Annotated in this window: 17 protein-coding genes and 1 pseudogene; 11 read left to right on the top strand and 7 right to left on the bottom strand. The window is 66.2% G+C overall.

Annotated features, from left to right (window positions below; translation table 11 throughout):
• Positions 1-251: 251 nt before the first annotated feature.
• The gene (locus tag VEIS_RS29170; protein ID WP_157048608.1) at positions 252-389 is read right to left on the bottom strand and encodes a hypothetical protein; all 138 of its coding nucleotides are present in this window, start codon (positions 387-389) and stop codon (positions 252-254) included.
• Positions 373-12,282: an Ig-like domain-containing protein gene (locus tag VEIS_RS20055; protein WP_041950220.1), complete on the bottom strand. Its 11,910-nt coding sequence runs from the start codon at positions 12,280-12,282 to the stop codon at positions 373-375. Before VEIS_RS20055 ends, VEIS_RS29170 begins: the two co-directional genes overlap by 17 nt.
• A 564-nt stretch (positions 12,283-12,846) precedes the next feature.
• On the opposite strand from VEIS_RS20055, the gene VEIS_RS26975 reads away from it, so the two are divergent.
• On the top strand, positions 12,847-12,999 hold the full coding sequence (locus tag VEIS_RS26975) for a hypothetical protein (protein ID WP_157048349.1): 153 nt from the start codon (positions 12,847-12,849) through the stop codon (positions 12,997-12,999).
• Positions 13,000-13,006: 7 nt separating this feature from the next.
• Here the strand turns inward: VEIS_RS26975 and VEIS_RS20050 are convergent, their stop codons facing one another.
• The 3 genes from VEIS_RS20050 to VEIS_RS31270 all read right to left on the bottom strand — a co-directional run bounded on the left by VEIS_RS20050 (position 13,007) and on the right by VEIS_RS31270 (position 18,914).
• Positions 13,007-15,367, bottom strand: a complete 2,361-nt coding sequence (locus VEIS_RS20050; RefSeq protein ID WP_157048607.1) for an Ig-like domain-containing protein — start codon at positions 15,365-15,367, stop codon at positions 13,007-13,009.
• An 860-nt stretch (positions 15,368-16,227) separates the two neighbouring features.
• Complete coding sequence (locus tag VEIS_RS20040) at positions 16,228-18,522, bottom strand: Ig-like domain-containing protein (RefSeq protein ID WP_011811831.1); 2,295 nt, start codon at positions 18,520-18,522, stop codon at positions 16,228-16,230.
• Positions 18,523-18,788: 266 nt separating this feature from the next.
• A complete protein-coding gene (locus tag VEIS_RS31270) occupies positions 18,789-18,914 on the bottom strand; it encodes a hypothetical protein (protein WP_265259739.1) in 126 nt (41 codons plus the stop codon).
• On the opposite strand from VEIS_RS31270, the gene VEIS_RS30800 reads away from it, so the two are divergent.
• On the top strand, positions 18,913-19,044 hold the full coding sequence (locus VEIS_RS30800; protein WP_265259738.1) for a BrnA antitoxin family protein: 132 nt from the start codon (positions 18,913-18,915) through the stop codon (positions 19,042-19,044). The two genes, VEIS_RS31270 and VEIS_RS30800, sit on opposite strands and share 2 nt — an antisense overlap.
• 40 nt (positions 19,045-19,084) lie before the next feature.
• On the opposite strand, the gene VEIS_RS20035 is transcribed toward VEIS_RS30800, so the two are convergent.
• A complete protein-coding gene (locus VEIS_RS20035; RefSeq protein WP_011811830.1) occupies positions 19,085-19,963 on the bottom strand; it encodes a LysR substrate-binding domain-containing protein in 879 nt (292 codons plus the stop codon).
• 106 nt (positions 19,964-20,069) lie between these two features.
• Here VEIS_RS20035 and VEIS_RS20030 point away from each other — a divergent pair, with 106 nt between their 5' ends.
• From VEIS_RS20030 to metC, 6 genes are all read left to right on the top strand, one after another.
• On the top strand, positions 20,070-20,660 hold the full coding sequence (locus VEIS_RS20030; protein WP_011811829.1) for a cysteine dioxygenase family protein: 591 nt from the start codon (positions 20,070-20,072) through the stop codon (positions 20,658-20,660).
• 93 nt (positions 20,661-20,753) lie between these two features.
• Positions 20,754-22,340 (top strand): rhodanese-like domain-containing protein, encoded by a 1,587-nt coding sequence (locus VEIS_RS20025; protein WP_011811828.1) that lies wholly within the window; start codon positions 20,754-20,756, stop codon positions 22,338-22,340.
• Entirely contained in the window at positions 22,340-22,621 is a 282-nt protein-coding gene (locus VEIS_RS29930) for a hypothetical protein (RefSeq protein ID WP_198138086.1), read from the top strand. The genes VEIS_RS20025 and VEIS_RS29930 overlap by 1 nt, the downstream gene beginning before the upstream one ends.
• Before the next feature lie 75 nt (positions 22,622-22,696).
• A complete protein-coding gene (locus VEIS_RS20020; protein ID WP_011811827.1) occupies positions 22,697-23,707 on the top strand; it encodes a Bug family tripartite tricarboxylate transporter substrate binding protein in 1,011 nt (336 codons plus the stop codon).
• Positions 23,708-23,716: 9 nt separating this feature from the next.
• Positions 23,717-23,869 (top strand): hypothetical protein, encoded by a 153-nt coding sequence (locus VEIS_RS29160; RefSeq protein WP_157048605.1) that lies wholly within the window; start codon positions 23,717-23,719, stop codon positions 23,867-23,869.
• 49 nt (positions 23,870-23,918) lie between these two features.
• On the top strand, positions 23,919-25,121 hold the full coding sequence (gene metC / locus VEIS_RS20015) for a cystathionine beta-lyase (protein ID WP_011811826.1): 1,203 nt from the start codon (positions 23,919-23,921) through the stop codon (positions 25,119-25,121).
• Positions 25,122-25,350: 229 nt separating this feature from the next.
• Here the strand turns inward: metC and VEIS_RS30795 are convergent.
• Positions 25,351-25,725, bottom strand: a pseudogene (locus VEIS_RS30795) (hypothetical protein); the annotation flags it as partial.
• 119 nt (positions 25,726-25,844) lie between these two features.
• Here VEIS_RS30795 and VEIS_RS26955 point away from each other — a divergent pair.
• Genes VEIS_RS26955 through VEIS_RS20000 form a run of 3 tightly spaced genes read left to right on the top strand, consistent with a single transcriptional unit; the run spans position 25,845 to position 26,571 of the window.
• Entirely contained in the window at positions 25,845-26,051 is a 207-nt protein-coding gene (locus VEIS_RS26955; protein WP_198138085.1) for a hypothetical protein, read from the top strand.
• The gene (locus VEIS_RS20005) at positions 25,993-26,253 is read left to right on the top strand and encodes a type II toxin-antitoxin system RelE/ParE family toxin (protein ID WP_011811824.1); all 261 of its coding nucleotides are present in this window, start codon (positions 25,993-25,995) and stop codon (positions 26,251-26,253) included. The genes VEIS_RS26955 and VEIS_RS20005 overlap by 59 nt, the downstream gene beginning before the upstream one ends.
• A 9-nt stretch (positions 26,254-26,262) precedes the next feature.
• Entirely contained in the window at positions 26,263-26,571 is a 309-nt protein-coding gene (locus VEIS_RS20000) for a HigA family addiction module antitoxin (RefSeq protein WP_011811823.1), read from the top strand.
• The last annotated feature ends 84 nt before the right edge of the window (positions 26,572-26,655 follow it).

Here is a 26,655-nt window from a genome sequence, read left to right as displayed (position 1 = left end):
TCGGGTTTCGTTCGCCGCTTGCGGCCAGGGCCATGGCGAACGAGGGTGTCGGCGATGCCCGTTGCCCACCCGGCGGGGCGTAACAACGACTTGCACCGCTGACAACCGTGAAACAAATTTCACTGCGCCAGAATATAGCGTATTGGCAGCCCATCATCCCGGCGCTTGCTGCCCGGGGGGGGTGTCGCAGGTCAGGGCTTGCGCAAAAGTGCTGTCTGCGCCGCGCCTTCGCGTTCGATTCAGACATGGAATCAGGCAACGGCAGGGTGCCAGAGCCTTGGTGTCGCGTCACCGATCAGATGTCGCAGGCTGCGCTTCGATGGCCAGCGCAGACAGCCAGCGCAGACAAACAGATGACCGGTGGCGCGACACTCAGAACCAAAACCCATGCGACTCGACCTGGGGCGGCGCCTGCCCGACGATGGACAGCGGCATCTTCGCTGCCGCGCCAAGGGCGGTGATGTGGCCATCGGCCAGCCCGTCGGTGTCGTACTGGCCGCCGTCCTGGATCTGGAAGTCCAGCCGCGTGCGCCCGCCTTCGGTGCTCATTTTGCCGCCGTAGGGTTCGCTGGCCAGGTTCACCCAGGTGCCGGCGCTGTCCTTGACCCAATAGCCGTTGACGCCGAGCGCCGGGTCTACGTACAGGCTGAAGCTCTCGGTGTAGCGTCCTTCGGACAGGCCGACCCTGAATTGCGTCAGGCCGATCGGCATCTCCATGCCCTTGGGCAGGCTGGCGGGGGCATCGTTGCGCACCAGTTTGCTGATGCGCGCATTGCTGTCGGGGATCAGTTTGCCGTCCTGGCTGCCGGCCACCAGGGTCAGGTCGCGGGTCGAGCCGACGGCGACCTGCTGGCTGTCCCGGATACCGTCGCCGTTGCCGTCGCCATCCGTGCCGGCCGAGCCATCGGGGCGCAGCAGGCCGGGGGCCTGGTCCTCCTGGGCGTTGGGCACACTGTCGTAGTCGGAGTCCAGCGCATTCGCCGTATCGCCGTCAGAGTCCTCGGATGATTTACGACTGTCGGCGTCGGTCGTGCCCGTCGCGGGCGCACGCGGGCTGAGGTTGGTCACCGGCCTGGCCGCGAAGCTGGCCGCGTCGTCGCCGCTGCCGGCTTCCTGCACCGCTTGCCGGTCGTCGCCGGTGCTGGGGTCGTTGTAGGCGACGCTCACCTGCTGGCCATTGCTCACCGCGCGCTCCAGCGTCAGCGTGACGGTCTTGGCCGCTGCATCCACGACCACGCCGGTGACGTTGTTGCGCACGCCATCGACCAGCACCACAAACGCATCGTTGGGCGCGTTATGGGTCTGGTCCGGGTCCAGCGCGGTTTCATCGCTGTAGAACAACACCAACTGGTTGCGGTTCACCGTGGCGTTGCTGAGCGCAAAGACCATGGTGTCTACGGTGTACTGGTTGAACGAGTAAGTGTTCACCGCCGGGGCGTTGCCTGCGGCATCCCTGACATTGGTCAGGTTCAGGGTGAGCCGGTGGTTGGTGGTGCGCGCCAGTCTGTCCGTGGGCGTGAAGGTGGCTGTCCAGACCTTGCCGTCGGTGCCGACCGGCACCAGCTCGCCCAGCGTGCCGTTGGCCTGGGACAGGTCGATGGCCTCTTTCGTGAAGCCGGTGACGCTCTCGCTGAAGGTGAAGGTGACGGTGGCGCTTTCGCCAGCGGTGAGGCGGTTATCGCTGATCGTCACCGTGACCTCGGGGGGCTTGGTGTCGATAGTGAAGTTGCCGCTGGTGCCGGTGCCCACCCCGGCGTTGCCGAGCGCGTCCCGGACGCCGGCGAGGCGCACGCTGATGGCGTTGTCGGCGCTCTCGATGCCGGGCCGGGGCGTGTAGCTGGCGCTCCAGACCCTGCCGTCGGTGCCGACCGGCGTCAGAGCGCCCAGCGTGCCTTTGCTGGTGTCGTACTGAACGTCGTCGAGATCGAAGCCGGTGACGCGCTCGCTGAAGGTGAAGGTGACGGTGGCGCTTTCGCCAGCGCTCAGGCGCTCGTCGCTGATCGTCACCGCGACCTCGGGGGGCTTGGTGTCGATACTGAAGTTGCCGCTGGTGCCGGTGCCCACCCCGGCGTTGCCCAGCGCGTCCCGGACGCCGGCGAGGTTCACGCTGATGGTGTTTTCGGCGCTCTCGATGTCGCTGCGGGGCGTGTAGGTGGCGCTCCAGACCTTGCCGTCGGTGCCCACCGCCGTCAGCGCGCCCAGCGTGCCTTTGCTGGTGTCGTACTGAACGTCGTTGAGATCGAAGCCGGTGACGCTCTCTCTGAAAGTGAAGGTGACGGTGGCGGTTTGGCCAGCGATCAGGCGGTTGTCGCTGATCGTCACCGTGACCTCGGGCGGCCTGGTGTCGATGCTGAAGTTGCCGCTGCTGCCGCTGCCCGTTCCGGCGTTGCCCTGCGCGTCCAGGACGCCGGCGAGGTTCACGCGGATGGTGTTGTCGGCGCTCTCGGTGTCGGGCCGGGGCGTGAAGGTGGCGCTCCAGACCTTGCCGTCGGTGCCGACTGCCGTCAGCGCGCTCAGCGTGCCTTTGCTGGTGTCGTACTGGATGTCCTCGGTGCCAAAGCCGGTGACGCTCTTGCTGAAGGTGAAGGTGACGGTGGCGGTTTCTCCCGCACTCAGGCGCTCGTCGCTGATCGTCACCGTGACTTCGGGGCGCTTGGTGTCGATGCTGAAGTTGCCGCTGCTGGCGCTGCCCGTTCCGGCGTTGCCCTGCGCGTCCTGGACGCCGGCGAGGTTCACGCGGATGGTGTTGGTGGCGCTTTCGGTGTCGGGCCGGGGCGTGTAGGTGGCGCTCCAGACCTTGCCGTCGGTACCGACCGCCGTCAGAGCGCTCAGCGTGCCTTTGCTGGTGTCGTACTGGATGTCCTCGGTGCCAAAGCCGGTGACGCGCTCGCTGAAGGTGAAGGTGACGGTGGCGGTTTGGCCAGCGCTCAGGCGCTCGTCGCTGATCGTCACCGTGACCTCGGGCGGCCTGGTGTCGATGCTGAAGTTGCCGCTGCTGACGCTGCCCGTTCCGGCGTTGCCCTGCGCGTCCTGGACGCCGGCCAGGTTCACGCGGATGGTGTTGTCGGCGCTCTCGATGTTGGGCCGGGGCGTGTAGGTGGCGCTCCAGACCTTGCCGTCGGTACCGACCGCCGTCAGAGCGCTCAGCGTGCCTTTGCTGGTGTCGTATTGAACGTCGTTGAGATCGAAGCCGGTGACGCTCTCTCTGAAGGTGAAGGTGACGGTGGCGGTTTCTCCCGCACTCAGGCGCTCGTCGCTGATCGCCACCGTGACCTCGGGGCGTTTGGTGTCGATGCTGAAGTTGCCGCTGCTGGCGCTGCCCGTTCCGGCGTTGCCCTGCGCGTCCTGGACGCCTGCCAGGTTCACGCGGATGGTGTTGTCGGCGCTCTCGGTGTCGCTGCGGGGCGTGTAGGTGGCGCTCCAGACCTTGCCGTCGGTGCCGACTGCCGTCAGCGCGCCCAGCGTGCCTTTGCTGGTGTCGTACTGAACGTCGTTGAGATCGAAGCCGGTGACGCGCTCGCTGAAGGTGAAGGTGAAGGTGGCGGTTTGGCCAGCGCTCAGGCGGTTGTCGCTGATCGTCACCGTGACTTCGGGGCGCTTGGTGTCGATGCTGAAGTTGCCGCTGCTGACGCTGCCCGTTCCGGCGTTGCCCTGCGCGTCCAGCACGCCGGCGAGGTTCACGCGGATGGTGTTGTCGGCGCTCTCGGTGTCGGGCCGGGGCGTGTAGGTGGCGCTCCAGACCTTGCCGTCGGTGCCGACCGCCGTCAGCGCGCTCAGCGTGCCTTTGCTGGTGTCGTACTGGATGTCCTCGGTGCCAAAGCCGGTGACGCTCTCTCTGAAGGTGAAGGTGACGGTGGCGGTTTCTCCTGCGCTCAGGCGCTCGTCGCTGATCGTCACCGTGACCTCGGGCGGCCTGGTGTCGATGCTGAAGTTGCCGCTGCTGGCGCTGCCCGTTCCGGCGTTGCCCTGCGCGTCCAGCACGCCGGCGAGGTTCACGCGGATGGTGTTGTCGGCGCTCTCGATGTTGGGCCGGGGCGTGTAGGTGGCTGTCCAGACCTTGCCGTCGGTGCCGACTGCCGTCAGAGCGCCCAGCGTGCCTTTGCTGGTGTCGTACTGGATGTCCTCGCTACCAAAGTCGGTGACGCTCTCTCTGAAGGTGAAGGTGACGGTGGCGGTTTCTCCTGCGCTCAGGCGCTCGTCGCTGATCGTCACCGTGACTTCGGGGCGCTTGGTGTCGATGCTGAAGTTGCCGCTGCTGACGCTGCCCGTTCCGGCGTTGCCCTGCGCGTCCAGGACGCCGGCCAGGTTCACGCGGATGGTGTTGTCGGCGCTCTCGATGTTGGGCCGGGGCGTGTAGGTGGCGCTCCAGACCTTGCCGTCGGTGCCGACCGCCGTCAGAGCGCCCAGCGTGCCTTTGCTGGTGTCGTACTGAACGTCGTTGAGATCGAAGCCGGTGACGCGCTCGCTGAAGGTGAAGGTGAAGGTGGCGGTTTGGCCAGCGATCAGGCGGTTGTCGCTGATCGTCACCGTGACTTCGGGGCGCTTGGTGTCGATGCTGAAGTTGCCGCTGGTGCCGGTGCCCACCCCGGCGTTGCCCTGCGCGTCCAGCACGCCGCTGAGGTTCACGCGGATGGTGTTGTCGGCGCTCTCGATGTCGGGCCGGGGCGTGTAGGTGGCTGTCCAGACCTTGCCGTCGGTGCCCACCGCCGTCAGAGCGCCCAGCGTGCCTTTGCTGGTGTCGTACTGGATGTCCTCGGTGCCAAAGCCGGTGACGCGCTCGGTGAAGGTGAAGGTGACGGTGGCGGTTTCTCCTGCGCTCAGGCGCTCGTCGCTGATCGTCACCGTGACTTCGGGCGGCCTGGTGTCGATGCTGAAGTTGCCGCTGCTGGCACTGCCCGTTCCGGCGTTGCCCTGCGCGTCCTGGACGCCGGCGAGGTTCACGCGGATGGTGTTGTCGGCGCTCTCGATGTTGGGCCGGGGCGTGTAGGTGGTGCTCCAGACCTTGCCGTCGGTGCCGACTGCCGTCAGCGCACCCAGCGTGCCTTTGCTGGTGTCGTACTGGATGTCCTCGGTGCCAAAGCCGGTGACGCGCTCGTTGAAGGTGAAGGTGACGGTGGCGGTTTCTCCAGCGGCGAGGCGCTCGTCGCTGATCGTCACCGTGACTTCGGGCGGCTTGGTGTCGATGCTGAAGTTGCCGCTGCTGGCGCTGCCCGTTCCGGCGTTGCCCTGCGCGTCCTGGACGCCGGCGAGGTTCACGCGGATGGTGTTGTCGGCGCTCTCGATGTTGGGCCGGGGCGTGTAGGTGGCGCTCCAGACCTTGCCGTCGGTACCGACCGCCGTTAGAGCGCTCAGCGTGCCTTTGCTGGTGTCGTACTGGATGTCCTCGGTGCCAAAGCCGGTGACGCGCTCGGTGAAGGTGAAGGTGACGGTGGCGGTTTCTCCTGCGCTCAGGCGCTCGTCGCTGATCGTCACCGTGACTTCGGGCGGTTTGGTGTCGATGCTGAAGTTGCCGCTGCTGACGCTGCCCGTTCCGGCGTTGCCCTGCGCGTCCAGCACGCCGGCCAGGTTCACGCGGATGGTGTTGTCGGCGCTCTCGATGTCGCTGCGGGGCGTGTAGGTGGCGCTCCAGACCTTGCCGTCGGTGCCCACTGCCGTCAGCGCACCCAGCGTGCCTTTGCTGGTGTCGTACTGAACGTCGTTGAGATCGAAGCCGGTGACGCGCTCGCTGAAGGTGAAGGTGAAGGTGGCGGTTTGGCCAGCGCTCAGGCGGTTGTCGCTGATCGTCACCGTGACTTCGGGGCGCTTGGTGTCGATGCTGAAGTTGCCGCTGCTGACGCTGCCCGTTCCGGCGTTGCCCTGCGCGTCCAGCACGCCGGCCAGGTTCACGCGGATGGTGTTGTCGGCGCTCTCGATGTTGCTGCGGGGCGTGTAGGTGGCTGTCCAGACCTTGCCGTCGGTGCCCACTGCCGTCAGCGCGCCCAGCGTGCCTTTGCTGGTGTCGTACTGGATGTCCTCGGTGCCAAAGCCGGTGACGCTCTCTCTGAAGGTGAAGGTGACGGTGGCGGTTTCTCCTGCGCTCAGGCGCTCGTCGCTGATCGTCACCGTGACTTCGGGGCGTTTGGTGTCGATGCTGAAGTTGCCGCTGCTGACGCTGCCCGTTCCGGCGTTGCCCTGCGCGTCCAGCACGCCGGCCAGGTTCACGCGGATGGTGTTGTCGGCGCTCTCGGTGTCGGGCCGGGGCGTGTAGGTGGCTGTCCAGACCTTGCCGTCGGTGCCGACTGCCGTCAGAGCGCCCAGCGTGCCTTTGCTGGTGTCGTACTGAACGTCGTTGAGATCGAAGCCGGTGACGCGCTCGCTGAAGGTGAAGGTGAAGGTGGCGGTTTGGCCAGCGCTCAGGCGGTTGTCGCTGATCGTCACCGTGACTTCGGGGCGCTTGGTGTCGATGCTGAAGTTGCCGCTGCTGACGCTGCCCGTTCCGGCGTTGCCCTGCGCGTCCAGCACGCCGGCGAGGTTCACGCGGATGGTGTTGTCGGCGCTCTCGGTGTCGGGCCGGGGCGTGTAGGTGGCGCTCCAGACCTTGCCGTCGGTGCCCACCGCCGTCAGCGCGCCCAGCGTGCCTTTGCTGGTGTCGTACTGAACGTCGTTGAGATCGAAGCCGGTGACGCGCTCGTTGAAGGTGAAGGTGAAGGTGGCGGTTTGGCCAGCGCTCAGGCGGTTGTCACTGATCGTCACCGTGACCTCGGGGCGCTTGGTGTCGATGCTGAAGTTGCCGCTGCTGACGCTGCCCGTTCCGGCGTTGCCCTGCGCGTCCAGGACGCCGCTGAGGTTCACGCGGATGGTGTTGTCGGCGCTCTCGATGTCGGGCCGGGGCGTGTAGGTGGCTGTCCAGACCTTGCCGTCGGTGCCGACTGCCGTCAGCGCACCCAGCGTGCCTTTGCTGGTGTCGTACTGAACGTCGTTGAGATCGAAGCCGGTGACGCGCTCGTTGAAGGTGAAGGTGACGGTGGCGGTTTGGCCAGCGCTCAGGCGGTTGTCGCTGATCGTCACCGTGACCTCGGGCGGCTTGGTGTCGATGCTGAAGTTGCCGCTGCTGACGCTGCCCGTTCCGGCGTTGCCCTGCGCGTCCAGCACGCCGGCCAGGTTCACGCGGATGGTGTTGTCGGCGCTCTCGGTGTCGGGCCGGGGCGTGTAGGTGGCTGTCCAGACCTTGCCGTCGGTGCCCACTGCCGTCAGCGCGCCCAGCGTGCCTTTGCTGGTGTCGTATTGAACGTCGTTGAGATCGAAGCCGGTGACGCGCTCGTTGAAGGTGAAGGTGACGGTGGCGGTTTGGCCAGCGCTCAGGCGGTTGTCGCTGATCGTCACCGTGACCTCGGGCGGCCTGGTGTCGATGCTGAAGTTGCCGCTGCTGGCGCTGCCCGTTCCGGCGTTGCCCTGCGCGTCCAGCACGCCGGCGAGGTTCACGCGGATGGTGTTTTCGGCGCTCTCGATGTCGCTGCGGGGCGTGTAGGTAGCGCTCCAGACCTTGCCGTCGGTACCGACTGCCGTCAGCGCGCCCAGCGTGCCTTTGCTGGTGTCGTACTGGATGTCCTCGGTGCCAAAGCCGGTGACGCGCTCGGTGAAGGTGAAGGTGACGGTGGCGGTTTGGCCAGCGCTCAGGCGCTCGTCGCTGATCGTCACCGTGACTTCGGGCGGCTTGGTGTCGATGCTGAAGTTGCCGCTGCTGGCGCTGCCCGTTCCGGCGTTGCCCTGCGCGTCCTGGACGCCGGCGAGGTTCACGCGGATGGTGTTGTCGGCGCTCTCGATGTTGGGCCGGGGCGTGTAGGTGGCGCTCCAGACCTTGCCGTCGGTGCCGACCGCCGTCAGAGCGCTCAGCGTGCCTTTGCTGGTGTCGTACTGGATGTCCTCGGTGCCAAAGCCGGTGACGCTCTCTCTGAAGGTGAAGGTGACGGTGGCGGTTTCTCCTGCGCTCAGGCGCTCGTCGCTGATCGTCACCGTGACCTCGGGGCGCTTGGTGTCGATGCTGAAGTTGCCGCTGCTGACGCTGCCCGTTCCGGCGTTGCCCTGCGCGTCCAGCACGCCGGCGAGGTTCACGCGGATGGTGTTGTCGGCGCTCTCGATGTCGCTGCGGGGCGTGTAGGTGGCGCTCCAGACCTTGCCGTCGGTGCCCACTGCCGTCAGCGCACCCAGCGTGCCTTTGCTGGTGTCGTACTGAACGTCGTTGAGATCGAAGCCGGTGACGCGCTCGTTGAAGGTGAAGGTGACGGTGGCGGTTTGGCCAGCGGCCAGGCGGTTGTCGCTGATCGTCACCGTGACTTCGGGGCGCTTGGTGTCGATGCTGAAGTTGCCGCTGCTGACGCTGCCCGCTCCGGCGTTGCCCTGCGCGTCCTGGACGCCGGCCAGGTTCACGCGGATGGTGTTGTCGGCGCTCTCGGTGTTGGGCCGGGGCGTGTAGGTGGCTGTCCAGACCTTGCCGTCGGTGCCCACTGCCGTCAGCGCGCCCAGCGTGCCTTTGCTGGTGTCGTACTGAACGTCGTTGAGATCGAAGCCGGTGACGCGCTCGCTGAAGGTGAAGGTGACGGTGGCAGTTTCGCCAGCGGTCAGGCGCTCGTCGCTGATCGCCACCGTGACTTCGGGGCGCTTGGTGTCGATGACGATGGTGGAGTCGCGGAACGGCAGGCTGCCATTGTTGACGTTGCCGGCGCTGTCCCTGAGGCCGTCCAGATTGATGCTGATCGAGCTGCTGGTGCTCTGCAGGTTGGCCGTGGGGGTGAAGGTGGCCCTCCAGATTCTGCCGTCGGTCGTGTCCTGCCTCAGGTTGCTCACAGAACCGTTGGGGATTTGAAAGGTATCTTCGGTGACGTTGTTGACGATCTCGTTGAAGATGACGGTGACGGTGGCGGTTTCTCCGGCGGCAAGGTGGGTTTTGTCAAACGTGGCGCTGATGGGAACGGGAGCCTTGGTGTCGATCGCGAAGTTGTTGCTGGTCGGGCTGACCGCTACGGCGTTGCCTGTGGCGTCACGGATGGTATGGAGGTTGCGCAGGCTGATGGTGTTGGTGGCATCCTCGACGTCCGGCTCTGCCGTGTAGGTGATGGTGTAGGTGCGGCCGTCGGCTGAGCTGTTCAGCGCTCCTATCCGGTTGCGGCCATAGGGCGTGACATGGGCGTTGCTGAAATCGATGTTGTCTGCCGTGAAGCCGGTGACTGCCTCGTCGAAGGTGATGGTGACGGTGACCAGTCTGTCATTGCTGTTCGTGACGGGGTTGGGGGTCACGGCAATGGTGGCGCTGGGCGGCCTGTCGACCACGGTGGGCCTGGTGTCGATGACGAAGTTGCCGCTGCTGCCGGTGCCCACCCCGGCGTTGCCCAGCGCGTCCAGCACGCCGGCGAGGTTCACGCGGATGGTGTTGGTGGCGCTTTCGGTGTCGGGCCGGGGCGTGTAGGTGGCGCTCCAGACCTTGCCGTCGGTACCGACTGCCGTCAGCGCGCCCAGCGTGCCTTTGCTGGTGTCGTACTGAACGTCGTTGAGATCGAAGCCGGTGACGCGCTCGGTGAAGGTGAAGGTGACGGTGGCGGTTTCGCCAGCCGTCAGGCGCTCGTCGCTGATCGCCACCGCGACTTCGGGGCGCTTGGTGTCGATAGTGAAGTTGCCGCTGGTGCCGGTGCCCACCCCGGCGTTGCCCTGCGCGTCCAGCACGCCGGCGAGGTTCACGCGGATGGTGTTGTCGGCGCTCTCGGTGTCGGGCCGGGGCGTGAAGGTGGCGCTCCAGACCTTGCCGTCGGTGCCCACCGGCACCAAGTCGCCCAGCGTGCCGTTGGCCAGGGTCAAGTCGATGTCATCTTTCGTGAAGCCGGTGACGCTCTTGCTGAAGGTGAAGGTGACGGTGGCGCTTTCGCCAGCGGTCAGGCGGTTGTCGCTGATCGTCACCGTGACCTCGGGCGGCCTGTCGACCTCGGGCGGCCTGGTGTCGATGCTGAAGTTGCCGCTGCTGACGCTGCCCTCTCCGGCGTTGCCCTGCGCATCCTGGACGCCGGCGAGGTTCACGCGGATGGTGTTGTCGGCGCTCTCGATGTTGGGCCGGGGCGTGTAGGTGGCTGTCCAGACCTTGCCGTCGGTACCGACCGCCGTCAGAGCGCCCAGCGTGCCTTTGCTGGTGTCGTACTGAACGTCGTTGAGATCGAAGCCGGTGACGCGCTCGCTGAAGGTGAAGGTGACGGTGGCGGTTTCGCCAGCGGTCAGGCGGTTGTCGCTGATCACCACCGTGACTTCGGGGCGCTTGGTGTCGATGACGATGGTGGAGTCGTAGAACGACTTGCGACCACTGCTGACGTTGCCGGCGCTGTCCCTGAGGTCGTTCAGATTGATGCTGATCAAGCTGCTGGCGCTCTGCAGGTTGGCCGTGGGGGTGAAGGTGACCCTCCAGATTCTGCCGTCGGTCGTGTCCTGCCTCAGGTTGCTCACCGAACCGTTGGGGATTTGAAAGCTATCTTCGGTGACGTTGTTGACGATCTCGTTGAAGGTGACGGTGACGGTGGCGGTTTCTCCGGCGGCAAGGTGGGTTTTGTCAAACGTGGCGCTGATGGGATCGGGATCCTCGGTATCGACCTCGTAGTTGTCGGTGCTGGCGCTGGAGTTAGGCACTGCGAGGTTGCCTGCGAGGTCACGCACGCCATCGAGGTTGCGGATGCTGACGGTGTTGGTGGAATCCGTGGTACGCGGAGCGGCACGGTAGGTGATGGTCCAGGTGCGGCCACCATCTGCGCTGACCGGCTCTTTCGGGCTGTAGGTGATGTAGGGAGAGGCACTGGAGTTGTCCAAATTGATGTTGGCCAACGTGAAGCCGGTGACTGCCTCGCTGAAGGTGAAGGTAATGGTGACGTCGGTGTCCTCCAAGACGATGGAGGTGGGGCCCACCACAGAGACGATGCTGGGCCGCCCGTCGACCACGGGCGGCCTGGTGTCGATGACGAAGTTGCCGCTGCTGCCGGTGCCCACTCCGGCGTTGCCCTGCGCGTCCTGGACGCCGGCGAGGTTCACGCGGATGGTGTTTTCGGCGCTCTCGATGTCGGGCCGGGGCGTGTAGGTGGCGCTCCAGACCTTGCCGTCGGTGCCGACCGCCGTCAGAGCGCTCAGCGTGCCTTTGCTGGTGTCGTACTGAACGTCGTTGAGATCGAAGCCGGTGACGCGCTCGCTGAAGGTGAAGGTGACGGTGGCGCTTTCGCCAGCGGTCAGGCGCTCGTCGCTGATCGTCACCGCGACCTCGGGGGGCTTGGTGTCGATACTGAAGTTGCCGCTGCTGCCGGTGCCCACCCCGGCGTTGTCCGTTGCGTCCCGGACGCCGGCGAGGTTCACGCTGATGGTGTTTTCGGCGCTCTCGATGTTGGGCCGGGGCGTGTAGGTGGCGGTCCAGACCCTGCCGTCGGTGCCGACCGCCGTCAGAGCGCTCAGCGTGCCTTTGCTGGTGTCGTACTGAACGTCGTCGAGATCGAAGCCGGTGACGCGCTCGTTGAAGGTGAAGGTGACGGTAAAGGAATCGCCGCCCTTGATGGTGGTGGCAGGCTGCCCGGTGATGGCGACCATGGGCGGCACACCGTTGTCGATGTTGTAGCTGACAGTCGGGAGGTTAGTCCAAGAGGTGGCCACCCCGTTCACCACACTGTTCTCGCCTGTGTTGCCTGCTTTATCGGTGATGCCGGCGAGGTTGATCCGTATCTGGTTGCCATCGAGGCCCGACGCGGGCCGGGTGGTCGGGGCCTGCAGGTCGACCTGCCAGGTGGCGGAGGCCACGGTGTCGGAGTGGACGCGGCGCAGGTTGCTCAAAGTGCCCTTGCCGGCGTCCACCTGCAGGTCTGCAAGTGTGAAGCTGGAATAGGTCAGCGGTTCGCTGAAGGTGATGGTGATGGTGGTTTTTTCCCCGAGGCGCAGATCGCTTTTGGCGATCGAGGCACTTTCAATGGTGGGCCGCACGGTGTCAACGGCGAAGTAGTCGCTGAATGCGTCATCGGCGTCGCCGGCAACATCGTAGGCGATGCGGTAGAAGGAATAATTCAGGTTCGCGGTAGGCGTGAATGTGGCGGTATAGACACGCTGACCGTTGATGACGCCACGATTGACGAGGCTGTGTACGGTGCCGCCCGCGACGGTTGTGTCGGTTGACGCCTCGGTCCGGACGGTCAGGCTTGCGAGGGAGAGGGAGTAATTGGGATTGGTGAAAGTAAATTTGAGCTCGGCGGTCTCACCGGTTTTGACGTATTGCCTGTCGATGGTGATGGTGGTGGCCATGGCGCTTTCCTTTCGATGCGACAAGGATTACGCTGATGCGCTGATGCGCTGATGCGCTGATGCGCTGATGCGCTGATGCGCTGATGCGCTGATGCGCTGATGCGCTGATGCGCTGATGCGCTGATGCGCTGATGCGCTGATGCGCTGATGCGCTGATGCGCTGATGCGCTGATGCGCTGATGCGCTGATGCGCTGATGCGCTGATGCGCTGATGGATGCAGGGGGAGGGCGACGATCACGGTGCTTTCCTTTTGACGAATGGGCGGTGGATGCAAGAGCCTGTCGGGTGTCGTTCGCCCCTCGTGGCCAGGGCCACGGCGGACGAGGGTGTCAGCGATGCCCGTCGTCCGCCCGGTGGGGCGCAACAGCTTGCATTGGTGACAATGGTGAAACAAATTTCGCTGAGAGAAATATAGCCCGGCGGCAACCCGTCACCCCAGCCCCTGCTGCCTGGGGGTTCTGTCATGGGTCAAGGTTCGTGCAAAAGTACTGTCTGCGCTTCGCGTTCGCGTTTACGAACGATTCAGACACGGAATCAGGCAACGGCAGGGTGCCAGAGCCTTAGTGTCGCGTCACCGATCATCTGTCGGTCTGCGCTGGCCATCGAAGCGCATCGCGGCGTTGCATCGCTTGCCAATACAGCTCGGTATGGGCTGCGCGATGCGCCTTGCGCTGCGCTCCGATGGCTGCGCGCAGCCTACGACATCTGATCCGTGACGCGACACTAGAACCAAAACCCATGCGACTCGACCTGGGGCGGCGCCTGCCCGACGATGGACAGCGGCATCTTCGCTGCGGCGCCAAGGGCGGTGATGTGGCCATCGGCCAGTCCGTCGGCGTCGTACTGGCCGCCGTCCTGGATCTGGAAGTTCAGCCGCGTGCGCCCGCCTTCGCTGCTCACCTTGCCGCCGTAGGGTTCGCTGGCCAGGTTCACCCAGGTGCCGGTGCTGTCCTTGACCCAGTAGCCGTTGACGCCGGTGGCCGGGTCCACATACAGGCTGAAGCTCTCGGTGTAGCGTCCTTCGGACAGGCCGACCCTGAATTGCGTCAGGCCGAGCGGCATTTCCATGCCCTTGGGCAGGCTGGCGGGGGCATCGTTGCGCACCAGTTCGGTGATGCGCGCATTGCTGCCGGGGATCAGTTTGCCGTCCTGGCTGCCGGCCACCAGGGTCAGGTCGCGGGTCGAGCCGACGGCGACCTGCTGGCTGTCCTGGATATCGTCGCCGTTGCCGTCGCCATCCGTGCCGGCCGAGCCATCGGGGCGCAGCAGGCCGGGGGCCTGGTCCTCCTGGGCGTCGGGCACACTGTCGTAGTCGGAGTCCAGCGCCCCAGACGATCCAGACGACCCAGACCCTCCAGACCCTCCAGACCCTCCAGACCCTCCAGACCCTCCAGACCCTCCAGACGCCTCCGGTGTGGCGGGTGCGACCGGGGACGGGGTGAGGTTGGTCACCGGCGTGGCCGCGAAGCTGGCCGCGTCGTCGCCGTCGTTGACCTCCTGTAGCGCTTTGCCGTCGCTGGTGTCGGTGTCCTGGTAGGCGATGCTCACCTGCTGGCCGGCAGCCACGGCGCGGGCCAGGGTCAGCGTGACCGTCCGGGCCGCTGCATCCACCGTCACCCGGCTGACGTCGATGCGCGTGCCATCGACCAGCACGGTAAAGGACTCGTTGGTCGGGGCGCGGTCCGCGTTCCCGTCGAGATCCGTTTCGGCGCCGTAGCCCAGCACCAACTGGTCGCGGTTCACCGTGGCGCTGCTGAGCGCAAAAACCATGGTGTCTACGGTGTACCGGAGCGAGTAGGTGTTGTTGGCGACGGTGTTGCCTGCGGCATCCCTGACATTGGCCAGGTTCAGGGTGAGCTGGCTGTTGGTGGAGGGGTAGGGGCGCTCCAGTCTGGCCGTGGGTGTGAAGGTGGCGGTCCAGGTTTTGCCGTCGGTGCCGACCGGCGTCAGGTCGCCGAGCGTGCCGTTGGCCCGGGACAGGCCGATGTCCTCTTTCGTGAAGCCGGTGACGCTCTCGCTGAAGGTGAAGGTGAAGGTGGCGCTTTCGCCAGCGGTGAGGCGCTCGTCGCTGATCGTCACGCCGACCGTGGGGCGCACGGTGTCGATGCTGAAGTTGCCGCTGGTGCTGGTGCCCACGCCGGCGTTGTCCCGCGCGCCCCGGACGCTGGCGAGGTCCACGCGGATGGTGTTGTCGGCGCTCTCGGTGCCGGACCGGGGCGTGTAGGTGGCGGTCCAGACCTTGCTGTCGGTGCCGACCGCCGTCAGGGCGCTCAGCGTGCCTTTGCTGGTGTCGTACTGGATGTCCTCGGTACCAAAGCCGGTGACCTTCTCGCTGAAGGTGAAGGTGACGGTCATCGTCTCGCCGGCCAGCAGGCTGGTGTCCGACAGCGTGATGGCGACCTTGGGCGGCGCAACGATGTTGTAGGTGGGCGCCAGGATGCTCGTCCAAAGGGTGGTATCCCCGTTCCTCTCCACACTCTCCGAGCCTGGGTTGCCCACGCGATCGGTGATGCCGGTGTGGTTTATCTGTATCTGGTTGCCATCGCTGCTCGTCGTGGACGGGCTGGTCGGGGCATCCAGGTCGACCTGCCAGGTGGTGGCGGCGGCGGTGGTGGCCGTGGTGTCTTCGGGGGAGACGCGCAGGTTGCTCAAAGTGCCCTTGCCGGCGCCCACTCGCAGGTCTTCGAGTCCGAAGCTGTCGCTCCGCACCGGCTCGCTGAAGGTGAGGGTGATGGTGGCTTTTTCCCCGGGGCGCAGGTCGCTTTTGTCGAACGAGACACCGAGAACAACGGGCGGTCGGGTGTCAATGTGGATGTTGCCGCTGTTTGCGTAATCGGCCTCGCCGGCAACACCGTAGCGGATGCGGTGGAAGGAACTCTCCAGGTTCCCGGTGGGCAAGAATGTGGCGGTATAGACACGCTGACCGTTGATGACGCCACGATTGACGATGCTGTGTATGAGTCCGCCCGTGGTGGTCAGGCTTCCGGGGGAGAGCGTGTGGTTGGGATCGGTGAAAGTAAACGTGACCTGGGCGGTCTCGCCGTTTTTGATGACTTGCTTGTCGAAGGTGATGGTGGTGGCCATGGTGTTTGCAACGGAATGGGTGGATGCAAGGGCTTTGTCGGGTTGCGTTTGCCCGTCGTGGCCAGGGCCACGGTGGACGAGGGTGTCAGCGATGCTCATCCGACGTGGCACAAATACTTACGACAATGACATGCTGAAACAAATTATACCGCGCCATTGCATAGGCTAATGGAATTCCATAGTGCAGCGTTATGGCATTCCATCGCTCCAGCACTTGGTGCGCCACCGATCATCTGTCGGTCTGCGCGTAGCCTACGACCTCTGACCGATGGCGCGACACCAGCGGTTTTGTCGTGGATCAGGGCCGGCGCAAAAATACTGTCTGCGCTGGAGCCTTCGCGTTCGATTTGGGAATGGAGTCAGGGGCCGGCCGGGGCGCGCAGGCCGGCCCGTTGCCGGGTGGCCATCATGGCCCCCGGGCCGCAGCGCTGTCGCGCGCGGTGGCGGCCCGGCGGGGTGGGGCCGGGCGGAATTCGCGCCAAGCCCCGGCAGGGGCGAGCGCTGCGCCGTGGGTGGCCGACCCGGGCACTGCGCGGGTGATCGAGCCGGCAAACGCGCTCGGCCTGTGGCAGGAAAGACCGGGGTTGGCCGGCCTGGGCCGGGCGCCGGACGGCCAGCCCGGCGCTGGCAAGGCTGGCCTGTGATTACTGCGCCATCCGCTGCTGCCTGGCGCTCAGGCCGCAGCAGGGGGCTTGAACCTAGTGTCGCGCCACCGATCATCTGTCGGTCTGCGCTGGCCATCGAAGCGCATCGCGGCGTTGCATCGCTTGCCAATACGCTCGGTATTGGCTGCGCGATGCGCCTTGCGCTGCGCTCCGATGGCTGCGCGCAGCCTACGACATCTGATCAGTGACGCGACACTAGAACCAGTACCCATGCGAATCGACCTGGGGCGCCTGCCCGACGATGGACAGCGGCATCTTCGCCACGGCGCCGGGGGCGGTGATGCTGCCATCGGCCTGGCCGTCGGCGTCGTACTCGCCGCCGTCCTGGATCTGAAAGTCCAGCCGCGTGCGCCCGCCTTCGCTGCTCACTTTGCCGCCGTAGGGTTCGCTGGCCAGGTTCACCCAGGTGCCGGCGCTGTTCTTGAGCCAGTAGCCGTTGGCGCCGAGCGCCTGGTCTACGTACAGGCTGAAGCTCTCGGTGCTGCGGCCCTCGGCCAGCGATACCTTGAATGAGGTCAGGCCGAGCGGCATCTCCATGCCCTTGGGCAGGTTGGCCGGGGCATCGCTGCGCACCAGTTCGGTGATGCGCGCGTTGCTGTCGGGGATCAGTTTGCCGTCCCGGCTGCCGGCCACCAGGGTCAGGTCACGGGTCGAAGCGACGGCGACCTGCTGGCTGTCTTTGACGCCATCGCCGTTGCCGTCGCCAGCCAGGCCGGCCGAGCCATCGGGGCGCAGCAGGCCGGGGGCCTGGTCCTCCCGGTTGTTGGACAGACCGTCGCGGTCGGAGTCCGGCGCACCTGCATCCGGTGCATCCGGCTCGGGCGGAGCCGGGGTGAGGTTGGTCACCGGCTTGGCCGCGAAGCTGGCCGCGTCTTTGCCGGTGGTGGCCTCCTGCACCGCTTGCGGGTCGTCGCCGGTGCTGGGGTCGTTGTAGGCGACGCTCACCTGCTGGCCCTTGCTCACCGCGCGCTCCAACGTCAGCGTGACGGTCTTGGCCGCTGCATCCACGAGCACGCCGGTGACGCTGTTGCGCACGCCATCGACCAGCACCACGAAGGCATCGTTGGGCGCGTTGTGGGTCTGGTCCGGGTCCAGCCTGGTTTCATCGCTGTACTGCAATACCAACTGCTTGCCGTTCACCGTGGCGTTGTTGACGACAAAGACCTTGGTGTCGATGACGATGGCGGGGATATCGCGCGCGTTGGTGCCGAAGCTGTTGTTGCCGATGCGGTCCGTTATGCCGTCCAGTCTCACTTCGATCCGGTCAACGCTGGTGCGCGCCAAGTTGGCCGTGGGTGTGAAGGTGGCTGTCCAGACTCTGCCGTCGGTGCCGGCGACCGGCCTCAGGTTGCTCACAGAACCGTTGGCGATCTCGATGGCAGCTTCGGTGAAGCCACTGACGCTCTCGTTGAAGGTGACGGTGATGGTGGCGGTGTCGCCGGCGGTGAGGTGCGTTTTGTCGACCGTAATGTTGGTGACCCCGGGATCCTTGGTGTCGATCACGTAGTTGTTGCTGGTGGGGTTGACCGTTGCGGCGTTGCCTACGGCATCACGGATGGTATCGATGTTGCGCAGGCTGATGGTGTTGGTGGCATCCTCGACGTCCGGCCCTGCCGTGTAGGTGATGGTGTAGGTGCGGCCGTCGGCTGAGCGGTTCAGCGTCCCTATCCGGTTGGTGCCATAGGGCGTGACATTGGCGTTGCTGAAATCGATGTTGTCTGCCGTGAAGCCGGTGACTGCCTCGTCGAAGGTGATGGTGACGGTGACCAGTCTGTCATTGCTGCTCGTGACGGGGTTGGGGGTCACGGCGATGGTGGCGCTGGGCGGCTTGTTGTCGATGGTGTAGGTGGCGAGGTTGACGTTGCCCGTGCCCGCGTTGCCCGCGACATCGGTGATGCCGGCCATGTTGATGCCGATCTGCAGGTCCTTCGCTTCGGTGTTGGCCGCCAGGTTGGCCGGCGCCCTCAGGTCTACCTGCCAAGACCTGCCGCCGTCGGTGGTGCGCAGGTTCTCCAGCGTGCCCATGCCCGCCGGTATCGTCAGGTCAGCCGTCGTGAAACTGGCCTGATTCAACTGCTCGGAGAAGACAAAGGTGATGGTGGTTACTTGGTTGGCGCGGGTCAGGTTGGGGTTGCCGATCGTCGGGGTGCCCGTGATGGTGGGCGCCCGGGTGTCGACGATGAAGGTGGCGCTGGTGGCGTCGTTGGCGGTGCCGTCAGGGTTGTAGCGGATGGTGCACTCGGTTCTGTCCAGGTTCGGGGTAGGCGTGAAGGTGCCTTGATAGACCTGGGTGGTGGGGGTGCTGAGGGCCTCGACGTATTGGAAGTCGTAGCCGGCGGATATGGTGCCGCCAGTGATGGTCACGTCATTGACTGTCCTGACGCCAGACCTATTGGTGGTGCCCATGAAGTGGGTCTTCTCGACCGTAAAGGTGACTACGGCGGTCTCGCCGGCTTTGATGGTTGTCTTGTCAAGCGTGATGGTGGCCATGGGGCTTTCCTTTCAATGGGATGTGGATTGCGCTGGTGCGCCGAATGCGCCGAATTCAGGCAGGAGGGCTGCGGTCACGGCGCTTTCCTTTTGACACAATGGATGCAAGAGCTTGCTCGGGTTTCATTCGCCGCTCGCGGCCAGGGCCACGGCGGACGAGGGTGTCAGCGATGTTCGTTGCCCGCCCGGTGGGGGGGCAACGGCTTGCACTGGTGACAATGGTGAAACAAATCCCGCTGCGCGGAATATAGCCTAAGCGCAGCCCATCACCCCAGTGTGTGGGCCAGGGTTTGCGCAAAATTCGGCACCACGGGCCGGGTGCCGAAAATCACGGCCAGCACGCTGCCGGCGGGGGGTTCTGCGCAAGTCCTGGCGAAGTGTTCGGATGCCATGGCATGGCCCAAAAGCCAAGGCAAGGGCTACCAGACCAAGGGCTACCAGACGGGGATCGACGCCATCCTGCGCGATGCCATGTTGCGTGAGCGCTGCATTGCGCCCAACGAGGCCGAGCGTTCGAGGTGATGGCCGGTCCTGATTCAGGCATGAACCACAGCGCCCTGCTTCAGGCCGGCATGTCGGTCCGTGGCAGCCGCAGGTGTTGCTTGAGCGTCTCGAACACCTGCCGTGTGACCGGGTTCACCACGCGGCTGCGCACATACAGGTAGTACGTCAGGTCGGGCAGCCGGGGCATGCCGTCGCTCGCGTCCAGCACCCTCAGCCCCGCATCCAACTGCTCGACACCGCGCGCCGTCACGCCCAGGCCCGCCCTGAGCGCCGCCTTGATGCCGACCAGGCCCGACGACATGTACCGCGGCGTCCACGCCACGCCCGCCGCGTCGAGCGCCTCGTGCCCGATGCGCCGGAAGATGCTCGGCCCGTCCGCCATGATCAGCGGCACCGGCTTCGCCGGGTCGTGCACATAGCTGGCCGCGCACAGCCAGACGGTGGGCGAGTTGCGCAGCACCACGCCCTCGAACTGCGACTGCGGATCGGCGCGGTTGGAGATGATCATGTCGACCTCGCCGCTTTCGAGCGAAGTCATCAGGTAGGGGCTGCGGCCGATGTGGATGTCCAACTGCAGCAGCGGCGCAGTGCGCGCCACCTCGGCCAGCAACGACGGCAGCAGGGTCTCGGCCACATCGTGCGGCGCGCCGATGCGCAGGTTGCCTTCGAACCGGCCCTGCCGGAGGTTGCGCAGCGCCTCGTCGTTGAGCGCGAGCATGTGCCGCGCATAGTTGAGCAGCCGTTCGCCGCGCTCGGTCAGCCGCTTCTGGCGGCCTTGCTTGACGAAGAGCGGATGCCCGATCTGCTCTTGCAGCCGCTGCATCTGCTGCGTGATCGCCGACTGCGTGCGCCCCAGGTGGACGGCGGCCGCCGCAAAGCTGTGGTGGCTGACGACGGCCGCGAACGAGCGCAGCAGTTCGAGATCGAGCGTGGGCATACATCAATTTTATTGATGTGTTTCTTCTGCCGCCTGAATGGTTGCGCCACGCCGCCGGCACTACAGTGAAGGCACACCCCACAGGCAACCCCACTGGAGAAACTGCATGAGCACCCCATCCGAGCAACGCCGCCAGGCGGTCGAGGCATCGATCGGCCAGATGAAAAAAGCCATCGGCGGCGCTGAACCAAGCCGCGCCAGGCTCGATGCAGTGCTCGATGCGCTGCAAGGTCTGGCCGCCCACACCGGGTACTGGGGCGCCGCCGACTTTCCGCCTCCCGAAGCCGGCGAGCACCAGGCGCGCTACCTGATCGCCGAAGACCCGGACCAGAGCTACGCGCTCTACCTGAACGTGATGCGCCCGGGCAAGAAGATCGTGCCGCACAACCACACGACCTGGGCCTGCATCGCCGCCGTGGAAGGCGCCGAGCACAACCGCGTGTACGCGCGCACCGACGATGGCTCCGTGCCGGGCGTGGGCAAGCTCGAAGAAACGGCGCTGATCGTCGTCGCGCCGGGCAAGGGCATCGCGCTGATGCCCGAAGACATCCACTCGGTCGAGATCCAGGGCGAGCAGGTGATCCGCCACCTGCACATGTACGGCCGCGCGCTCGAAACGCTGAACCAGCGCATCGCCTACGATCTTGCCGCCGGTACGTACCAGACGATGGACATCGGTGTGCAGACGCGCCGTTAGCCGCCAACCCCTTTCCTTCGATGCATCTTCCTTCATGCGGGCCGCGCCGGGCGTGGCTTCGCAGGGCTTGGTTCATCCCAACGGCGCGTCGCCATGACTTCTCACATCGATCCGAAGACCCTCAAAGCCTGGCTGCACGACGGCGGCGAAATCGCGCTGCTCGACGTGCGCGAGCATGGCCAGTACGGCCAGGCGCATCTGTTCTACGGCATCCCGCTGCCGTTCAGCCGGCTCGAGGCCGATGCACCGCGCCTCGTGCCGCGCCGCAGCGTGCGGCTGGTTGCGTATGACGATGGCGCATCCGCCGTGGCCCTGCGCTCGGCCGAGCGGCTCGCCGCGTTGGGCTACACCGGCGTGCATGTGCTGCAAGGCGGCGCCCCCGCGTGGGAGGCTGCGGGCTACCGGCTCTTCGCCGGCGTCAACCTGCCCTCGAAGACCTTCGGCGAACTGGCCGAGGAGGCCTATCGCACGCCCCGTGTCAGCGCCAACGAACTGGCCGGAATGCTCGCGCGCAAGAACGAGGTCGTGGTGCTCGACGGCCGTCCCGTCAGCGAGTTTCACAAGATGAGCATCCCCGGCGCCACCTGCTGCCCCAACGGCGAACTGGCCTACCGCGTGCGGCGGCTCGTGCCCGACACCGGCACGCCCATCGTCATCAACTGCGCGGGCCGCACGCGCAGCATCATCGGTGCGCAGACGCTCATCAACCTCGGCCTGCCCAACCCGGTCTACGCGCTGGAGAACGGCACGCAGGGCTGGTTCCTGAACGATCACAAGCTGGCGCACGGCGGCACGCAGCGCTATGCGCCCGACAGCGGCAACACCGACCTGCGGCCTGCGGCCAAGGCCCTGGCCGAACGCTTCGGGGTGCCTACGGTGACGGCGAAGACCGTGCAGCAATGGGCTGCGCAGGCGGATCGCACGCTGTTCCTCTGCGACGTGCGCACGCCCGAGGAGTTCGCGGTGCGCAGCCTGCCCGGCGCGCAGCACACGCCCGGCGGTCAACTGCTGCAGGCCGGCGACCAGTACTTCGGCGTGCGCGGCGCGCGGCTCGTGCTGTTCGACAGCGACGGCGTGCGCGCGCCGACCGTCGCGAGCTGGCTGCGCCAGATGGGGCACGACGCGAGCGTGCTCGAAGGCGGACTCGACGGCGGACGGGCGAGCGGGCTGTCGCTCGCACCGGCCGCCGCGCCGACCGCGCCTGCGCTGAAGACCATCGACGCGCAGTCGCTGTCTGCAAGACTGGCGCAAGGCGGCGTGGCACCGATCGATGTGCGCGGCAGCATGCAGTTTCGCGCCGGCCACATCCCGCAGGCCCGCTGGTCGATCCGCCCGCGCCTGGCCGCCGACACGAAGGGCGAGACGCGCCAGATCGTGCTCGTCGCCGACGATGCCGCGCTGGCCGCCTGGGCCGCCATGTCTGAACTCGATGGCCATGCCCCGCTGCTGCTCGAAGGCGGCATGCCCGCATGGCGCGCCGCCGGCCTGCCTCTCCAGGCCACGCCTGCGCTGCCCGCCGACGCCGACTGCATCGACTACCTGTTCTTCGTGCACGACCGGCACGACGGCAACAAGGAGGCCGCGCGCCGCTACCTCGCGTGGGAGACCGGCCTCGTCGCGCAGCTCGATGCGCAGGAGCGCGCCGCTTTCAGGCTGCCCTCGGCCGCATCGCACGCCTAGTGTCGCGTCACGGATCATCTGCCGGTCTGCGCTGGCCATCGAAGCGCATCGCGGCGTTGCAGCGCTTGCCAATACGCTCGGTATTGGCTGCGCGCAGCCTGCGACATCTGATCCGTGACGCGACACTAGTGTCGCGTCATCGGTCATCTGCCGGTCTGCGCTGGCCATCGAAGCGCAGCGCGGCGTTGCAGCGCTTGCCAATACGCTCGGTATGCTTGTATTGGCTGCGCGCTGCGCCTTGCGCTGCGCTCCGATGGCGGCGCGCAGCCTGCGACATTTGACCGATGGCGCGACACTGGCCAGACACTGCTTTCTTTCCGCTCGTCGTTGTCCGTTCCTGTTCCAGGAGTTCTGCCATGTCGTCTGCTTCCCGTGTTCCGCACCTCGCTCGTCTTGCCATTGCCGCCGCATGGCTCGCGGCGCTGGCCCTGCCGCCGGCATCGGCCGACCCGCTGCCCGCGCGCAACGGCTTTCCCTCGCAGACGGTGAAGTTCATCTCGCCCTTCCCGCCCGGCGGCGGCAACGACGCGACGGCGCGGCTGGTCACCACGCGCCTGCCGGAAATCATGGGCCAGGCCGCCGTGGTCGACAACCGTGGCGGCGCCGGCGGCAACATTGGCGCCAAGGCGGTGGCCGAGTCCAGGCCCGATGGCTATACCGTGCTCACCTCGCAGGTGTCGATCATGGCGGTGAACCCCGTGCTCTACGCCTCGGCCGGCTTCGATCCGGTGAAGAATTTCGTGCCGATCACGCAGATCAACGCCGCGCCGCTCGCGCTCGTGGTCGATGCCAACTCGGCGCTCAAGCGTTTTGCCGACCTCGCCGCGAAGGCCAGGGCCGCGCCCGGCAAGGTGACCTATGCGACGCCGGGCAACGGCACGCTCTCGCACCTCGTGGGCGTGGTGCTCGCCAAGGACAACGGCATCGGCATGACCCATGTGCCCTACAAGGGCGCCGGCCCCGCGCTCGCCGACCTGCTCGGTGGGCAGGTCGATGTGCTCGTGACCTCGACGGCCTCGGTCGCGGGCCTCGTGCAGAGCGGCAAGCTGCGCGTGCTCGCCGTGACCAGCCCGCGCCGCATCGGCGTGTTCGCCAAGGTGCCGACGCTCGAAGAACTGGGCTACGCCGGCGCGCGCTTCGAAGACTGGTACGGCTTCTTCGCACCGGCCGGCACGCCGCCCGAGCGCGTGGCCTACCTGAACGAAGCCATCGTGCGCACGCTGCACCTGCCCGAGGTGACCAAACTGGTGAACGACGGCGGCAGCGAAGTGGTGGCGAATTCTTCCGAAGCCTTCGCTGTGCAATTGAAGCAGGACATCGACCGCTGGTCGCGCATCGTCAAGCTCTCCGGCGCGAAGGCGGATTGACGCACCCTAGTGTCGCGTCACCGATCAGATGTCTGTCTGCGCTGGCCATCGAAGCGCATCGCGGCGTTGCATCGCTTGCCAATACGCTCGGTATGGTTGTATTGGCTGCGCGCTGCGCCTTGCGCTGCGCTCCGATGGCTGCGCGCAGCCTACGACATCTGATCGGTGACGCGACACTAGAGGCTTGGCCCACGCCAGACAGGAGATCACCATGTCCGACCCGCACAAAGAAGACGCCGCTGCCCAAGCCCTCGATACCCGGCTCACGCGCACCGGCAAATCCCCCGCCTATTTCGGCGGCACGCCCGTCAACGCGCCGCTGGTGCGTGCCAGCACCGTGCTGTTCGACAGTGTGGCGGCCATGCGCGACACCCGCGCGCGCCGCAGCGACGAGCGCGCCTTCAGCTACGGCGCACGCGGCACGCCCACCACCTTCGCGCTCGAAGATGCAGTCAGCGAGCTCGAAGGCGCGTACCGCACGCGGCTCTTTCCGACCGGCCTTGCGGCCATCGGCATGGTGCTGCTGTCGTACCTGAAGCCCGGCGACCATGTGCTGATGTCCGACAGCGTGTACGAGCCGGCGCGCAACCTCGCGCATTCGTTCCTCGCTCCCTACGGCATCCGCAGCAGCTTTTTCGCGGCGGACGGCAGCGGCATCGAGGACCTGTTCGAGCCGGCGACGCGCCTCGTCTATGCCGAATGCCCCGGCTCGCTGGTCTACGAGATGTGCGACCTGCCGAAGCTCGCCGCACTCACCCATGCGCGCGGCGCGCTGCTCGCGGCCGACAACACCTGGGGGTCGGGCGTGCAGTACCGGCCCCTGGCATTGGGCGCGGATATCTCCACGATGGCCGCCACCAAATACCTCTCGGGCCATTCCGACGTGATGCTGGGCACCGTCGCCACCACGCGCGAAGCCTGGCAGCCGCTGAACGAACGCTGCGACGCCTTCGGCATGACCGTGAGCCCCGACGACGCCTGGCTGGTGCTGCGCGGCATGCGCACGCTCTCGGCGCGGCTGCAGATGCACGAGCGGCATGCGCTCGAAGTGGCGCACTGGCTCCAGGCGCGGCCCGAAGTGGCGGCGGTGTTCTGCCCCGCGCTGCCACGGCACCCGGGCCACGATATCTGGCAGCGCGATTGCCGAGGCACCAACGGGCTGCTCTCGTTCGAGTTCAAGCCCGGCATCGGGAACGCGGCGGTCGAGCGCTTCGTCGATGCGCTGTCGCTGTTCGGGCGCGGCTCGTCGTGGGGCGGCTACGAAAGCCTCGTGGCGTGGACCCATATGCGCGCGGCGCGCAGCGTGACCGATTGGAGCGCGCGCGGCGCCGTCGTGCGGCTGCACATCGGCCTGGAAGCGCCCGCCGACCTGCTGGCCGACCTGGCGCAAGCGTTCACCGCTGCCAAGGCGTGATGGCCCGCGTTCCCGACGGTTTTCTTGAAATCCGGCGGCTTTGAAACCTGGTTCCGCTGCGGCGACGAGCGCAGTGCGGCAGTGTCTGATTTCATTCCTGAAACATCTGTGCACTTTGCCGCGCGCGTTGCTGCCAGCGTGGCGGGAAGGGGTGGGCCTTCGGCGCGGCGCGCACTGGAGCACCGTCGCCTTCGGGCGGCCGCGTGGCACCCATGCCGGCGCCTCGAACGGGCGGGGGATATGGCCGCTCGTGCAGCAGAGGCGGGTGCTCCTGGCGCCAGTCGTCCTTCATGGCCTGCACAGGCGTCTTGCGGCCCAGCGCCGACTGCGGCAGTGGGTGGTCGTGCCGGGCCACATAACGCGGCAAGGTCTGCTGCATGTCCTCGCGGCCGTTGAACCTGTGGGCCTTGGGCACATCGGCCATGCGGCCATGCGGCTATGCGGCTATGCGGCTATGCGGCTATGCGGCTATGCGACCATCGATCCTCTCGACCATGCCGTTGGTTCCCGGGGTCCCGGGCCTGGTCGGCCGCTGCTCCATGCCCAGCGCCTGGCACGGTGGGTCGAGCCCATGGTTGCCACTGGTTTGGCGCTCGCCGCTGGCGTCCGGGATGCGACAGCCACACGCTCATTCTTTGCGCTCATTCTTTGGTCTGTTTGACAGATTCCGCAACGCAGAAAAAATACGAGCATGCTCCACTCGTTCCGTTGTCCCGATACCGAGTGTCGCGTCACCGATCATCTGTCGGTCTGCGCTGGCCATCGAAGCGCATCGCGGCGTTGCATCGCTTGCCAATACGCTCGGTATTGGCTGCGCGATGCGCCTTGCGCTGCGCTCCGATGACTGCGCGCAGCCTACGACATCTGATCCGTGACGCGACACGAGGCGCTTTTCCGCAGCCAGTGTGTGCCCCGGTTCAAGAACATTGAACGTGTGGCACGGCGAAAGCTCTTGCAACTGCATGCCGCTACTGAATGGGCCAGTTTGCGGGTTCCCCCCGGGAACCGGCTCGAAGCGTTGAAGGGCGACCGCCGGGGGCAACACAGTATCCGCATCGATGACCAGTGGCGCGTCTGTTTCGTATGGCATGACGACGGTGCCCGCCAGGTCGAAATCGTGGACTACCACTAGGAAGTGAGAATGGCTGAACTACTCGACGAAATCCACCCTGGCGAAATCCTGCTGGAGGACTTCATGAAGCCGATGGGAATATCTGCGCGCCAGCTTGCGGCAGACATTGACGTCTCACCCAGCCGGATCAGTGATCTGGTGCACGGAAATCGTCCGATCACCGCTGATACGGCTTTGCGGCTCGGTTTGTTTTTCGACATGGAGCCGCGATTCTGGATGAATCTGCAAACGGAGTACGACATGCGCGTCGCGACACGCACCGTGCGCGAAAAAATCGCGCTCAGGATTCGTGTTTTCCATCATCATGCCGCCGCATGATTTTCGACCGGCTGCAAAAGCGCCAAACCTCGCAGCAATGGCCCGGGCCAAGGCCGGAGCGATGGCGCAGAACGCTCCGCGCCG

Origin of the sequence: Verminephrobacter eiseniae EF01-2 (genome assembly GCF_000015565.1) — a bacterium.
Lineage (GTDB): Bacteria > Pseudomonadota > Gammaproteobacteria > Burkholderiales > Burkholderiaceae_C > Acidovorax > Acidovorax eiseniae.
The sequence above is the reverse complement of the archived record's forward strand: the minus strand, read 5'-3'. Positions and strand labels throughout refer to the sequence as shown.